The 13,288-nt window shown below is 72.3% G+C and carries 14 protein-coding genes; 11 read left to right on the top strand and 3 right to left on the bottom strand.

Going from position 1 to position 13,288, the window contains the following annotated elements; genetic code table 11:
* Positions 1–60: 60 nt before the first annotated feature.
* Positions 61–1,863 carry an ABC transporter ATP-binding protein gene (locus ABT158_RS28235; protein ID WP_352358459.1) on the top strand — a complete coding sequence of 601 codons (1,803 nt, stop codon included), beginning with the start codon at positions 61–63 and terminating at the stop codon, positions 1,861–1,863.
* Positions 1,860–3,638: an ABC transporter ATP-binding protein gene (locus ABT158_RS28230; protein WP_352358363.1), complete on the top strand. Its 1,779-nt coding sequence runs from the start codon at positions 1,860–1,862 to the stop codon at positions 3,636–3,638. The genes ABT158_RS28235 and ABT158_RS28230 overlap by 4 nt, the downstream gene beginning before the upstream one ends.
* Before the next feature lie 10 nt (positions 3,639–3,648).
* Here the strand turns inward: ABT158_RS28230 and ABT158_RS28225 are convergent, their stop codons facing one another.
* Both ABT158_RS28225 and ABT158_RS28220 read right to left on the bottom strand, forming a co-directional pair.
* The gene (locus ABT158_RS28225; RefSeq protein ID WP_352358361.1) at positions 3,649–4,038 is read right to left on the bottom strand and encodes an ATP-binding protein; all 390 of its coding nucleotides are present in this window, start codon (positions 4,036–4,038) and stop codon (positions 3,649–3,651) included.
* Positions 4,031–4,867, bottom strand: a complete 837-nt coding sequence (locus tag ABT158_RS28220) for an MEDS and STAS domain-containing protein (protein ID WP_352358359.1) — start codon at positions 4,865–4,867, stop codon at positions 4,031–4,033. The genes ABT158_RS28225 and ABT158_RS28220 overlap by 8 nt, the downstream gene beginning before the upstream one ends.
* Before the next feature lie 133 nt (positions 4,868–5,000).
* On the opposite strand from ABT158_RS28220, the gene ABT158_RS28215 reads away from it, so the two are divergent.
* The 9 genes from ABT158_RS28215 (at position 5,001) to trpA (ending at position 11,421) form a co-directional block, all read left to right on the top strand.
* Entirely contained in the window at positions 5,001–5,384 is a 384-nt protein-coding gene (locus ABT158_RS28215) for an STAS domain-containing protein (protein WP_352358357.1), read from the top strand.
* Between the two features lie 8 nt (positions 5,385–5,392).
* Positions 5,393–5,728 carry a phosphoribosyl-AMP cyclohydrolase gene (gene hisI, locus ABT158_RS28210; protein WP_352358355.1) on the top strand — a complete coding sequence of 112 codons (336 nt, stop codon included), beginning with the start codon at positions 5,393–5,395 and terminating at the stop codon, positions 5,726–5,728.
* Positions 5,729–5,739: 11 nt separating this feature from the next.
* Positions 5,740–6,390 carry a Trp biosynthesis-associated membrane protein gene (locus ABT158_RS28205; protein ID WP_352358353.1) on the top strand — a complete coding sequence of 217 codons (651 nt, stop codon included), beginning with the start codon at positions 5,740–5,742 and terminating at the stop codon, positions 6,388–6,390.
* Between the two features lie 107 nt (positions 6,391–6,497).
* On the top strand, positions 6,498–7,169 hold the full coding sequence (locus ABT158_RS28200) for a DUF4190 domain-containing protein (protein ID WP_352358352.1): 672 nt from the start codon (positions 6,498–6,500) through the stop codon (positions 7,167–7,169).
* Positions 7,170–7,313: 144 nt separating this feature from the next.
* Positions 7,314–7,886 carry a CD225/dispanin family protein gene (locus ABT158_RS28195; RefSeq protein WP_352358351.1) on the top strand — a complete coding sequence of 191 codons (573 nt, stop codon included), beginning with the start codon at positions 7,314–7,316 and terminating at the stop codon, positions 7,884–7,886.
* Between the two features lie 20 nt (positions 7,887–7,906).
* Positions 7,907–8,338 (top strand): DUF2752 domain-containing protein, encoded by a 432-nt coding sequence (locus ABT158_RS28190; RefSeq protein ID WP_352358350.1) that lies wholly within the window; start codon positions 7,907–7,909, stop codon positions 8,336–8,338.
* A 119-nt stretch (positions 8,339–8,457) separates the two neighbouring features.
* Positions 8,458–9,297, top strand: coding sequence for an indole-3-glycerol phosphate synthase TrpC (trpC, locus tag ABT158_RS28185; protein WP_125630391.1), 840 nt, complete (start codon positions 8,458–8,460; stop codon positions 9,295–9,297).
* Positions 9,298–9,317: 20 nt separating this feature from the next.
* Complete coding sequence (gene trpB / locus ABT158_RS28180; RefSeq protein ID WP_502911575.1) at positions 9,318–10,541, top strand: tryptophan synthase subunit beta; 1,224 nt, start codon at positions 9,318–9,320, stop codon at positions 10,539–10,541.
* An 85-nt stretch (positions 10,542–10,626) separates the two neighbouring features.
* On the top strand, positions 10,627–11,421 hold the full coding sequence (trpA, locus tag ABT158_RS28175; RefSeq protein ID WP_352331346.1) for a tryptophan synthase subunit alpha: 795 nt from the start codon (positions 10,627–10,629) through the stop codon (positions 11,419–11,421).
* A gap of 79 nt (positions 11,422–11,500) precedes the next feature.
* Here trpA and ABT158_RS28170 read toward each other — a convergent pair whose 3' ends face one another.
* Positions 11,501–13,228, bottom strand: coding sequence for a glycoside hydrolase family 35 protein (locus tag ABT158_RS28170; protein ID WP_352358347.1), 1,728 nt, complete (start codon positions 13,226–13,228; stop codon positions 11,501–11,503).
* Positions 13,229–13,288: the final 60 nt, after the last annotated feature.

Here is a 13,288-nt window from a genome sequence, read left to right as displayed (position 1 = left end):
AGAAATATCGACGTTTGAAGGGAAAAATACCGAGTGGCGAGCAAGGTCACCTCGGCCGTCATGCGTCAAGGACTGCGGGTCCTTGGGGTGGCCATTCGCACGGAGAGAGCCGTGTTCGCGATGGCCGCGCTGGCCAGCGCGGTCTACGGCGGCATGACCGTCGCCTCGGCCTGGGCACTGGGCTGGGCGACACAGAACGTGGTGCTGCCCGCCTTCGACCAGGGCCGGACCTCCGCCGGCGCCATGTGGACCGGCGCACTGCTGATCATCGGCACCGCGCTGCTCAAGGCGATCGGCGTGGCGGGGCGGCGCATCCTGGCCGGCGTCGTGCAGTACCGCATGCAGGCCAGGTCACGCAGGGACGTGACCAAGCAGTACCTGCGGCTGCCGCTGTCCTGGCACCACCGGCACCCGACCGGGCAACTGCTGTCCAACGCCAGCGCCGACGCCGAGGCCGCCTGGGCGCCGCTCGCGCCGCTGCCGATGGCCGTCGGCGTGCTGGTCATGCTGTTCACCGCGGCCGTCGCCATGCTGTTCACCGACCTCGTGCTCGCGCTGGTGGGCTTCCTGATCTTCCCGGCCATCGCCGTGCTGAACCTGGTCTACCAGCGTCGGCTCAGCCCCCTGGCCACGCGCGCCCAGCAGCTGCGCGCCGAGGTGAGCGAGATCGCGCACGAGAGCTTCGACGGCGCGCTGGTCATCAAGACCCTCGGCCGCGAGGAGCTGGAGACCGACCGGTTCCGCCGCCGCGCCCACGAGCTGCGCGACGCCAACATCGCCGTCGGCCGGGTGCGCGGGCTGTTCGACCCCATGCTGGAGGCGCTGCCCACGATCGGCGTGCTCGCCGTGCTGGCGGTCGGCGCGCTGCGCCTGTCCACCGGCGCGATCGACTCCGGCGACCTGGTGCAGGTCGCCTACCTGTTCACGCTGCTGGCCTTCCCGATCAGGGCGCTGGGCTGGGTGCTGGCCGAGCTGCCGCGCAGCGTCGTCGGCTGGCAGCGGGTGCAGGCCGTGCTCGACGCCGAGGGCTCCATGGACTACGGCGACACGTCCGTGGCCTCGTCCGGGCCCGCCGAGCTGAAGGTGGCCGGCGTGTCCTACGCCTACGACCAGGCCGAGGTGCTGCACGACGTCACCTTCGACGTGCCGCCCGGCCGTACCGTGGCCCTGGTGGGGCCGACCGGGTCGGGCAAGTCGACGCTGGTCCAGCTCCTGGTCCGGCTCGTCGACCCCGGCTCCGGGCAGGTGCTGCTCGACGGCGTCGACGTGCGCGACCTGCCCTACGGCGCCATCGCCGGCTCGGCCGCGCTGGTGCCGCAGCAGACGTTCCTGTTCGACGACACCGTACGCGGCAACGTCGCGCTCGGCCTGGACACCGGCGACGAGGACGTGTGGGCGGCGCTGCGCCTGGCCCAGGCCGACGGCTTCGTCGGCCGCCTGGGCGACGGGCTCGACACCCGCGTCGGCGAGCGCGGCGCGTCGTTGTCCGGCGGCCAGCGCCAGCGCATCGCGCTGGCCCGCGCGGTGGTCCGCCGCCCGCGCCTGCTCATCCTGGACGACGCCACCTCCAGCGTGGACCCCCAGGTCGAGGCCAAGATCCTGCACGGGCTGCGGGACAGCGCGGAGGCCTCCACCGTCGTGGTCGTCGCCTACCGGATGGCCACCATCGCCCTGGCCGACGAGGTGGTCTACCTCGACCACGGCCGGGTCGAGGACCGCGGGACCCACGAGGAGCTGCTCGTGCGCTGCCCCGGATACCGCAACCTGGTGACCGCCTACGAGCGCGAGGAGGCCGAACGGGCCGCCATCGACCTGTCGCCGGCCCCGGACGCCGAAGAGGAAGAGGAAGAGGTCAGCGCATGAGCGAGGCGCTCCAGGGCAACGTCGAGCGGTCGGCGCTGGCCACCATCTGGCACGGCCTGTCGCTCACCCCCGAGTTCCGCAAGGGACTGGCCGGCACGCTCGGGCTGGCCGTCGTGGCGACCATCGGCAAGATCATCGTGCCGATCGCGGTGCAGCAGACGATCGACACCGGCATCAAGAGCGGCACGCCGGACCTGCCGTACATCACCCGGGCCGTCCTGGTGTGCGCCGCGGCCGTGCTGCTGACCGCGCTGGCCGGTTACATCATGAACGTGCGCCTGTACAAGGCCACCGAGTCCTCGCTGGCCAGCCTGCGCGTGCGCGGGTTCCGGCACGTGCACGACCTGTCGGTGCTCACCCAGAACAGCGAGCGGCGCGGCGCGCTGGTCTCGCGGGTCACCAACGACATCGACCAGATCAGCACGTTCATGCAGTGGGGCGGGCTGATGATCATCGTGGCGTTCGGCCAGCTCTTCGTGGCCAGCGTGCTCATGCTGGTCTACTCCTGGCAGCTCACGCTGCTGGTGTGGGTGTGCTTCGTGCCGCTGATGATCGCGCTGCCGCGGTTCCAGCGGCTGTTGTCGCGGGCGTACACGACCGTGCGCGAGCGGACCGGCGACATGCTCGCCGCGGTCAGCGAGTCCGTCGTCGGCGCCGCCGTCATCAGGGCCTACGCCTCCGAGCGGCGTACCGCGGACCGCATCGACAAGGCCGTGGACGCCAACAGGACCGCGCAGATCAAGGCGCAGACCATCGTCGGCTTCGTCTTCCCGCTGACCGAGATCGTCGCCGCGCTGGCCATCGCCGGGATCGTGCTGCTCGGGGTGCGGCTCGGCGTGTCCGGCGACATCACCGCGGGCAAGCTGGTGGCCTTCCTCTTCCTGGTCACGCTGTTCGTCTCGCCGCTGCAGACCGCCACCGAGGTGCTGAACGAGGCCCAGAACGCGGTGGCCGGGTACCGCCGCATCCTGGGCGTCCTGGACACCCCGCCGGACGTCGCCGACCCCGGCGAGAAGGGCGTGCGGCTGCCCAGGGGGCCGATCTCGGTCGCCTTCGAGAACGTGCACTTCTCCTACCCGGGCGGCCCGCCGGTGCTGCGCGAGGTCTCGCTGGAGATCCCGCCGCGCTCGCGCGTCGCCGTCGTCGGCGAGACCGGGTCGGGCAAGACCACGTTCGCCAAGCTGCTGACCCGGCTCATGGACCCGGTCGGCGGCCGCGTCACGGTGGACGGCCACGACCTGCGCGACGTGCGCTTCTCCTCCCTGCGCGAACGCATCGTCATGGTCCCCCAGGACGGCTTCCTGTTCGACGGCACCCTGGAGGACAACGTCCGGTACGGCAGGCCGCCGGCGACCCGCGCGGAGATCCAGCTCGCGATGACCGAACTGGGCCTGGCCGACTGGGTCGAGGGCCTGCCCGCGGGCCTGGACACGCCCGTCGGCCAGCGCGGGGAGTCGCTGTCGGCGGGCGAGCGTCAGCTCGTCGCCCTGGCCCGCGCCTACCTCGCCGACCCCGACCTGCTGCTGCTGGACGAGGCCACCTCGGCCGTCGACCCGGCCACCGAGGTGCGCCTGGCCCGCGCGCTGGAGGGCGTCACCAGGGGCCGCACGGCCGTCTCGATCGCCCACCGGCTCTCGACGGCGGAGAACGCCGACGAGGTGCTGGTGTTCGACGCCGGCCGCCTGGTGCAGCGCGGCCCGCACGCCGAGCTGGTCACCCAGCCCGGCGTCTACGCCGATCTGCACGCCTCCTGGGTCTCGGCGGCGCACTCCTGATCGCGCGTTCCTAGTCGAGGGCGGCGGCGAACGTCACGCTCGTGCCCGCCGGGCCGGACACGATCGTGATGTGGTCGCACAACATCCGGGTCAGCCACAGCCCCCGCCCGCGGAACTCCAGCCCCGCGGGCGGGCGCGCCTCGCCCATCCAGCCGGGCGGCAGCCCCGGGCCCTGGTCGGTGACCTCGCACCACAGCCGTCCCTCGCCCGACCACAACCGCAGTCGCCCCTGGCCGCCGCCGTGCAGGACCGCGTTGGTGGTGATCTCGTTGACCGCCAGCACGAAGTCCTCCAGCCGCCGGCCGCTCAGCCCCTCGTAGGCGGCCTGCTCGGCCACGGCCCTGCGCAGGAACGTGATGCGCCCGCGCGCGAAGGTCGCGCGCAGCACCTGCCTACCCATCGCCCACCCGGCGGACGACGACGTGCGTGTCGGCCCTGACCAGCCGCAGCACCCGGGCCACCCGCTCGGCGCAGACGACCACGGTCGAGCCGTGGGGCCTGGCCGCGGCCGTGACGGTCAGCAGCCGGGCCGAGCCGGCGTCGATGAAGTCGAGGTGGGAGGCGTCGATCACGACCTGCCCCGGCTCCTTCCGCAGCGGCGACAACACCGAGCCGAACGCCGGCCTGTTGGTCAGGTCGACGTCGCCCCACACCCGCAGCCCCGGCGGCGAGGAGGTGCTGGCGAAGCGCAGCAGCGCCTGCTCGGGCGCGATGGGGTGCACCGCGGTGGCCCGCTCGATGGCGTCGAGGGGGAACAGCTCGCGGTCGTACTGGCACACCGCGGCCAGCCAGCGCTCGCCGAACAGCTCGTTGGCGGTGGCCTCGAACGCCGCCTGGGCCTGCGCGTCGCGCGCTCCCCAGGAGGCGTCGATCAGGGCGTAGACGCCGTGCTGGCCGTGCCTGCGCGCCCGGTGGTGGGCGTCGGCCAGGGCGTGCAGCAGGCGGTCGGGGTCGAGGCGGCCGTCGGTGAAGTGCGTGTCGGCGCAGGACAGGATCTCCACCTGCCCGGCCGCCTCGGCGTCGTCGAACCCCGGGACGAGCGGCGCCAGCCGGCCCCGGGTGCGCTCAGGGGTCTCCGCATGGGTGATGATCACCACCTTGGTCCGGCGGCGCAGCCCGTTGAGTGTGAACTGCCTGGTCGTCGTCATGCGCTCCCGCTCGCCCTCGAACGGCAGGCAGACGTGGTCCCCCAGATCCGGGTCGAGGACCGAGCCCGCGACGTGCACCACGATGTGTCCTCCCTAGCACGCGTCGCCTAGAAATTACCGTGATGCCCGCGATCACGTAGCGCGTTCTCGGCAAAACACACCGTCACCCGTGCCCGCCGGTGTACGTTTTCGGCGGGGCCGCCCAGGAAGGGTCATGAAAGGCATGGGCGTGGACGTACTGGAGACGACGCACAGCAGGCACGGGGACATCGTGGTGGTCGCCCTCGCGGGCGAGGTCGACGTTGACAACGTCGCCCGGGTCAGGAGGTGTCTCGACGAGGCGATGGCGGCCGACGGCACGCGGCTGGTGGTCGACCTGACCGGGCTGACCTTCATCGACACCACGGGGCTCGGGGTCCTGGTGCGCCAGCTCGCCGCGTTGCGCGACAGGGACGGCACGATGGCGCTGGTGGCCTCCGACGGCCAGGTGCTGCGGCGGCTGCGCAGGACGAACCTGGCGGCCCTGTTCCCCATCCATGACACCTTGTCGCAGGCGCTGGCCCAGCCGGAGGCGGGAGCACGGGGGAGGGCTGGTTGAATGGCACCATGTCCCTCGACCCCGAGATCGCCGTACGGCTGAAGCGCAACGCGGACGGCCTCGTGCCCGCCATCGCCCAGCAGCACGACACCGGCGAAGTGCTCATGATGGCCTGGATGAACGACGAGGCGCTGCACCTCACGCTCACCACCGGCCGGGCCACCTACTGGTCGCGCAGCCGCGACAAGCTGTGGGTCAAGGGCGACACCTCCGGGCACGTCCAGCACGTCAAGAGCGTGGCCCTCGACTGCGACGGCGACACCATCCTGCTCAAGGTCGACCAGGTCGGCGTCGCGTGCCACACCGGCGACCGCACCTGCTTCGACGCCGGTCTGCTCGGTTAGCGGCTCGTGGCATGACGTCTGGTGAGGGCTCCGGGAACGGGCGGCGCGAGTTGTGGGCGTGGCTGGCGCTGACCGTCCTGGGCAGCTGCCTGGTGCTGCTGGCGGCCGGTCAGGTCTGGGTGCGGGTGCTCGGCGCGCAGGCCGCCGACGCGGCCGCGCCGACCGGCGGCGATCTGAGCCCCGTGCTCTCGCCGCTGGCGCTGGCGGGGCTGGCGGGCGTGGTGGCCGTGCTGGCGACCAAGGGCGCCGGGCGCCGGGTCGTCGGCGTGCTGGTGGCGCTCTGCGGCGCGGGCGCGGCGGCGGGCACGTGGGCGGGGCTGGCCTCGGCCACCGTGACCGGCTGGCTGCGCGAGCACAACGCGGTCCGCGCGGTGGCCGGCCTGCCCTGGGAGCCGGTGCCGGGCTGGCCGGTCGTGGCCGGGCTCGGCGCGTTCCTGCTGCTGGCCGGCGGCGTGCTGGCCGCGGTGCGCGGCGGCAGGTGGGCGGGCATGTCGTCGCGTTACGACAGGGCGGCTGACGCGGCGGGCGAGCGGGCCGGCGACGCGGCCGGCGGCAGGCCGGGCGCGGTCGCGGCCACGGCCCGCAGGGGCCACGAGGACCGCGAGCTGTGGGACGCGCTCGACCGCGGCGACGACCCGACGGAGTCCCCGGAACCCCGCTGAGGTCGGTAGTTACGAAATCTCCACGGTTCTGAACCTCTGTCTGCTTGGCAAACGTTTTCTCAATAAGCTGCCGTTGCAACTCGTCAAAAGACAAGAGGAGCCAGCTCATGAGCTACGGGGACCAGGGCGGCAGCGGGGGCCACGGCGCGCAGCCCCCCGGCGGCGGCTACGGCCAGCAGCCGCCCACCGGCGGCGGCTACGGCCAGGGCCCGGCTTACGGCCAGCAGCCCCAGAGCGGCGGCTACGGCCAGCAGCCCCACAACGGCGGGGGTTACGGCCAGCAGCCGCCCACCGGCGGCGGTTACCACCAGCAGCCGCCCAGCGGCGGCGGTTACGGCTACAACCAGCAGCCGCCGAGCTACCCCCAGGAGCCTTTGGGCTACGGCCAGCAGCCCCAGCCGCCGAGCGGCGGCTACGCCCAGCCGGGCTACGGCCAGCAGAATTACGGGCAGCAGGGCTACGGCCAGCCCGGCTACGGCCAGTACGGCACCCCCCAGCAGCCCCGCTCCACCAACGGCATGGCGGTGGCCTCGCTCATCCTGGGCATCGTCGGCCTGGTCACCTGCGGCGCGACCAGCATCGTCGGCGTCGTCCTCGGCCACATCGCGCTCAACCGCATCAAGCGCACGGGGGAGGAGGGCCAGGGCATGGCGATGGGCGGCCTGGTGACCTCCTACATCATGGTCGTGCTGTTCGTGCTCTTCTGGATCTTCTTCGGCGGGTTCTGGCTGACCCTGATCGGCCTCGGCTCGGCGGCCTCCGTCAGCGACTACTCGTGAACAAGTGGGGCGCAGCGTGACGCCCCGCTTGCGGTGTGATTACGAATTGTCCGCAACGTGGGCGTTAATCCACGTAGGGGATGCTTTATCGCTAGGCTGCCGCGCGCAACTCGCTTCACGCTGACGACATGAGGAGTCACGAGCATGAGTTACGGAAACCAGGGCGACGGCGGTTACGGCGCCCAGCCGCCCGGCGGCGGTTACGGGCAGCAGCCGCCGAGCGGTGGTGGCGGTTACGGGCAGCAGCCGCCCAGCGGCGGCGGTTACGGCGGCGGCTACGGCCAGCAGCCCCCGAGTGGCGGCGGCTATGGTGAGCAGCCCCCCGGTGGCGGCTACGGCCAGCAGCCCCCGAGCGGTGGCGGCTACGGCCAGCCCCCTGGCGGCGGTTACGGGCAGCCGCCCGGTGGCTACCCCGGTGGCGGTTACGGCCCCGGCGGTGGCGGCACCCCGCCGGACAACCAGCTGGTCCCGGCGATCCTCACCACCCTGTTCTGCTGCCTGCCCCTCGGCATCGTGGCGATCGTGAAGTCGTCGCAGGTCAACTCCAAGTGGCAGGTCGGCGACGTCCAGGGCGCCATTCAGGCCGCCGAGGAGGCCAAGACCTGGTGGAAGCGCAGCCTGATCTTCGGCGCCATCGCCATCGTCCTGCTCATCATCTTCTACGTGGTGGTGTTCGTGCTGCTCGCCGCCTCGACGAGCAGCTACGGCTCGTACTGACGGACTGGGATACTGAGGGCATGGACATCGCAACAACCGGGCGGCGGGGGACGGGGCGGCTGAAGGGCCTGCTCGCGCCGCTCGGTGTTGCGGCCGCGACGGGGGCCGTGTTCGGCGTGGTGGGCGTGGTCGACCCCAACCAGCCCGGCCACTACCCGACCTGCCCGTTCCTGTGGGTCACCGGCCTCTACTGCCCGGGCTGCGGCACGCTGCGCACCATCCACGCGCTGGCCCACCTCGACCCGCTGGCCGCCCTCGGGCTCAATCCGCTGGCCGTCGTCATGATCCCGTTCCTGCTGTTCTGGTGGGGCCGGTGGGTCGTACGGGCGTGGCAGGGCAGGCCGCGGCGCACCACTTTGGCCCATCCGGCGTGGCTGTGGGCCTTCCTGGCGGTCGTGATGGTCTACTGGGTCGTCCGAAACCTCCCCTTCGGGGCGTTCCTCGCGCCGTAGTACGGGCCCTGTGGCGAGGTGACCCCGGTGGGGCCGATACCATCGCAGGACAAGGCCGAGAGCGGACGCGAGGCGAACTCTCTGCCACCCCCACTGTCAACCGGAGGGACCCCAAGCGCGTGAGTGAGCGGACGGAAGGACCGAGTGTCCTCGACGACATCCTCGAAGGGGTGCGCGCCGATCTCGCCGCACGTCAGCAGGCCGTGTCGATCGACGAGCTCAAGCGGCGAGCCGAGCGGGCCCAGGGGCCCAGAGACGCGATGGCCGCCCTCGGGGGTGACAGGATCTCGGTGATCGCCGAGGTCAAGCGGTCGAGCCCGTCCAAGGGCGCGCTCGCCGCCATCGCCGATCCCGCCGCGCTCGCGGCCGACTACGAGGCCGGCGGCGCCCACGTGATCAGCGTGCTGACCGAGCGGCGCAAGTTCGGGGGCAGCCTGGAGGACCTGGCGGCCGTCCGCGCCCGCGTCGACATCCCCATCCTGCGTAAAGATTTCATCCTCACCTCCTACCAGCTCTGGGAGGCCCGGGCCCACGGCGCCGACCTGGCGCTGCTGATGGTCGTCTGCCTGGAGCAGGAGGCGCTGGTGTCGCTGATCGAGCGGGCCGAGTCCATCGGGCTCACCCCGCTGGTCGAGGTGCACACCGAGGAGGAGCTGGAGCGGGCGGTCGCCGCCGGGGCGCGGGTCATCGGGGTCAACGCGCGTAATTTGAAGACTCTTGAGGTCGACCGCGACGTCTTCGCGAAGCTGGCGCCGAAGATCCCGGATAATGTGATCAAGATCGCCGAGTCGGGCGTGCGCGGCCCGCACGACCTGCTCGCCTACGCCAGGGGTGGCGCCGACGCCGTCCTGGTGGGGGAGAGCCTGGTCACCGGCAAGGATCCGCGCAAGGCCGTGGAGGCGCTGGTGACCGCCGGCGCTCACCCGTCGACGCGCCCCGACCACTCAGCAGAGGGATAGCAGTGGCTAACGAAGGCTCCATCCTCAGCGCCGCCGACCTGGCCGGCGGCGCGGCGTACGGCAACGACCCCGACCTGCACGGCAAGTTCGGCATCTTCGGCGGCCGCTACGTGCCCGAGGCGCTGATCCCCGCGCTCGACGAGGTGGCCGCCGTCTACGACAAGGCCAAGACCGACCCCGAGTTCCTGCGCGAGTTCGACCACCTGCTGCGCACCTACGCCGGCCGGCCGACCACGCTGACCGACGTCGAGCGCTTCAGCCAGGAGGCCGGCGGCGCGCGCATCGTGCTCAAGCGGGAAGACCTCACCCACACCGGCGCCCACAAGATCAACAACGTGCTCGGCCAGGCGCTGCTGACCAGGCGCCTGGGCAAGAAGCGGGTGATCGCCGAGACCGGCGCCGGCCAGCACGGCGTGGCCACGGCCACCGCGGCCGCCCTGCTCGGCCTGGAGTGCGTCATCTACATGGGCGCGGTCGACTGCGAGCGCCAGGCGCTCAACGTGGCCCGGATGAAGCTGCTCGGCGCCACCGTGGTGCCCGTCCACAACGGCTCCAAGACGCTGAAGGACGCCATCAACGAGGCGTTCCGCGACTGGGTGACCAACGTCGACACCACCCACTACCTGTTCGGCACCGTCGCCGGGCCCCACCCGTTCCCCGAGATCGTGCGCGACTTCGCCCGCATCATCGGCGTCGAGGCCCGCCGCCAGATGCTGGAGCTGACCGGCGGGCTGCCCGACGCCGTGTGCGCGGCGGTCGGCGGCGGCAGCAACGCCATCGGCATCTTCCACGCCTTCATCGGCGACGAGGGCGTGGCCCTGCACGGCTACGAGGCGGCCGGCCACGGCCTGGAGAGCGGCGAGCACGCGCTCACCCTCACCGCCGGCTCGGTGGGCGTGCTCCACGGCTCGCGCACGTACGTGCTCCAGGACGACGAGGGCCAGACGATCGAGTCCCACTCGATCTCCGCCGGGCTCGACTACCCGGGCGTCGGCCCCGAGCACGCCTGGCTGAAGGACTCCGGCCGCGCCACCTACCACGGCGTCACCGACGACGAGGCCATGGCGGCGTTCTCGCTGCTGGCCAGGACCGAGGGCATCATCCCGGCCATCGAGTCCTCCCACGCGCTGGCGGGCGCGCTGAAGCTGGGCCGCGAGCTCGGCCCCGAGTCGACGATCCTGGTCAACCTGTCCGGGCGCGGCGACAAGGACATGGGCACCGCCATGAAGTACTTCAACCTCTGACGCCCCCGGCAGCGCGGCGCGGGCGACCGGAAGACGGCCTGCGGCAGGGCATCATGGTGGGACTCGACCTTCGAAACGGACAGACATGACGACTCTTCAGACGGTCTTCGCCAAGGCGAAGGCGGACAACCGGGCCGCGCTCGTCGGCTACCTGCCTGCCGGCTTCCCGTCCAAGGACGGCGCGATCGCCGCCGCCGCGGCCCTGGTCGAGGCGGGCTGCGACGTCATCGAGATCGGCCTGCCCTACTCCGACCCGCTCATGGACGGGCCGACGATCCAGGACGCGGTGCACCGCTCGCTGGTCAACGGCACCCGCATCGCCGACGTGATGCGCACCGTCGAGGGGGTCGCCGCCACGGGGGCCGCCACGCTCGTCATGACGTACTGGAACCCGATCGACCGCTACGGCGCCGACCGGTTCGCCCGTGACCTGGCCAACGCGGGCGGCGTGGGCACGATCACGCCCGACCTGACGCCGGAGGAGTCCGAGCCGTGGCGCACCGCCTCTGCCGAGGCGGGCATCGACACGGTGTTCCTGGTGGCGCCCAGCTCCACGGAGGAGCGCATCAAGGCCGTGGTCGACTGCTGCACCGGCTTCGTCTACGCCGCCTCGCTGATGGGCGTCACAGGCGCCAGGGAGAGCGTGAACTCGGCGGCCGAGGGCCTGGTCAAGCGCACCCGCGCGCACACCGACCTGCCCGTCTGCGTGGGTCTGGGCGTCGGCACGGGCGCGCAGGCGGCCGAGGTGGCCCGCTACGCCGACGGCGTGATCGTGGGGTCGGCGTTCATCCGCCGCATCCTCGACGCGCCCGACGAGGCTGCGGGGCGCGAGTCGATCATGGCGCTGGCCGGCGACATGGCCCGCGGCGTGCGCCGCTGAGCCCTCTGCGGGCTGTCTCGATCGTCACGAAGGCGCGTCCCCGGTTGGGGCGCGCCTTCGTCATGTCGTGCCGCCGCGGTCAGCCCAGGTCGGGTTCCGCGCGCAGTTCCAGGGCCTGGCCCACCTGGTCGAGCTCCAGGACGACGATCTCGTTCGTCCCGGCGCGCAGCAGCGGGGCCGGGACGTAGAGGGTGCGCTGCGGGCCGCGGTCCCAGTAGCGGCCCAGGCAGAAGCCGTTCACCCAGACGTACCCCTTGCCCCAGCCGGGCAGGGCCAGGAACGTGTCGGCGGGCTCGTCCACCTCCAGGACGAACCGGAAGAACGACCTGGGCCCGGCTTCCGGGCCGTCGGCGAACGGCACGGCGGAGACGTCCTGCAGCGGGATCGGCCGCGCGCTCCACCCGTTCAGGTACTGCTGGTGGTGCAGCACCCCGCCGGTCAGGCCCTTGCGCTCGCCGGTCAGCGGCCCGTAGTTCGTCCGGCCCATCGACTCCACCAGCAGCTCCACCGTGGCGGGGCCGGACACCGTCACCTCCGGCTCCTCGGCGTCGCGCTCGAACACCCCGGCGAGCCGGCCGTCCACGAACACGTGCGCCCGGTCGCGCAGCCCGGGCAGCCGCAACCGGTACGCGCCGCGCGGCCCCGGCACCTCCGCCCGGTACAGCACCAGCCCGTGCTCCAGCCCCAGCTCCTCGAACGACGGCGGCACCGGCGCGCTCGTCCCCGGCCCCGCCACCGCCTCCAGCGCGTCGCGCAGCGACACCGACTGGACCGGCCGCAACGTCGCCGGCGGCAGCACGGCCGGGACCGGCGGCACCGCCGGCGGCTCGCCCGCGTACCGCGACAACACCTCGCGGAAGCGCCAGAACTTCTCGGTGGGCGCCCCGCGCTCGTCGATCGGCGCGTCGTAGTCGTAGGAGGTGACGGTCGGCCGCCAGTCGCCCATCGCCCGCTCGCCGGCCTGGTTGGCGCCCGCCCAGGTGCCGAAGTTGGTGCCGCCGTGCGCCATGTACAGGTTCACCGACGCGCCGAGTTCGAGGATGCGCTCCAGGACGGCGGCCGCGTCACCGGCGTCCCTGGTCATGTGCTTGTGGCCCCAGTGGTCGAACCAGCCGCACCAGAACTCCATGCAGAACGGCGGGTCGTCCGGCCGGTGCTCGCGCAGCGCGGCGAACGCCCGGTCGGGGTCGGAGCCGAAGTTCACCGTGGCCAGCACGCCCGGCAGGGTGCCGCCGGTCAGGTACCAGTCGGCCGGGCCGTCGGAGGTGAACAGCGGCACCTCGACGCCCCTGGCCGTCAGGCCGTCGGCCAGGTGGCGCAGGTAGGCCAGGTCGCTGCCGTAGGAGCCGTACTCGTTCTCCACCTGGACCATGATCACGTTGCCGCCGCGGGTCACCTGCCGCTCGACGACCTGCGGGAGCAGCCGGTCGAAGTAGCGGTCCACGTGGCCCAGGTACTCGGGGTCGCAGGTCCTGATCCGGCCGGTGAGCCAGGCGGGCAGGCCGCCGTTGTCCCATTCGGCGCAGATGTACGGGCCCGGCCGGACGATCGCCAGCAGCCCCTCCTCGGCCGCCGCGTCCAGGAACGCGCCCAGCTCCTCCATCCGGCGGAACTCGCCCCTGCGCGGCTCGTGCAGGTTCCACGGCACGTACGTCTCGACGGTGTTCAGCCCCATCGCCCGCAGCATCGCCAGGCGGTGCCGCCACTGCCCGGGATGCACCCGGAAGTAGTGCATGGCGCCCGACAACACCCTGAACTCCGTGCCGTCGAGCCGGAACACTCCGTTCTCGACCGAGAAAACACCCATAACTGTTCCTCCGATAGGATTTCGCGCCCGGCAACACTGCCAAGACCGCAGGTCAACGGC

The sequence above is a fragment of the Nonomuraea sp. NPDC001636 genome (genome assembly GCF_040298265.1).
Taxonomy (GTDB): Bacteria; Actinomycetota; Actinomycetes; order Streptosporangiales; family Streptosporangiaceae; genus Nonomuraea.
Note: the sequence above shows the minus strand (reverse complement) of the source record. Positions and strands in the feature narration are given on the sequence as shown.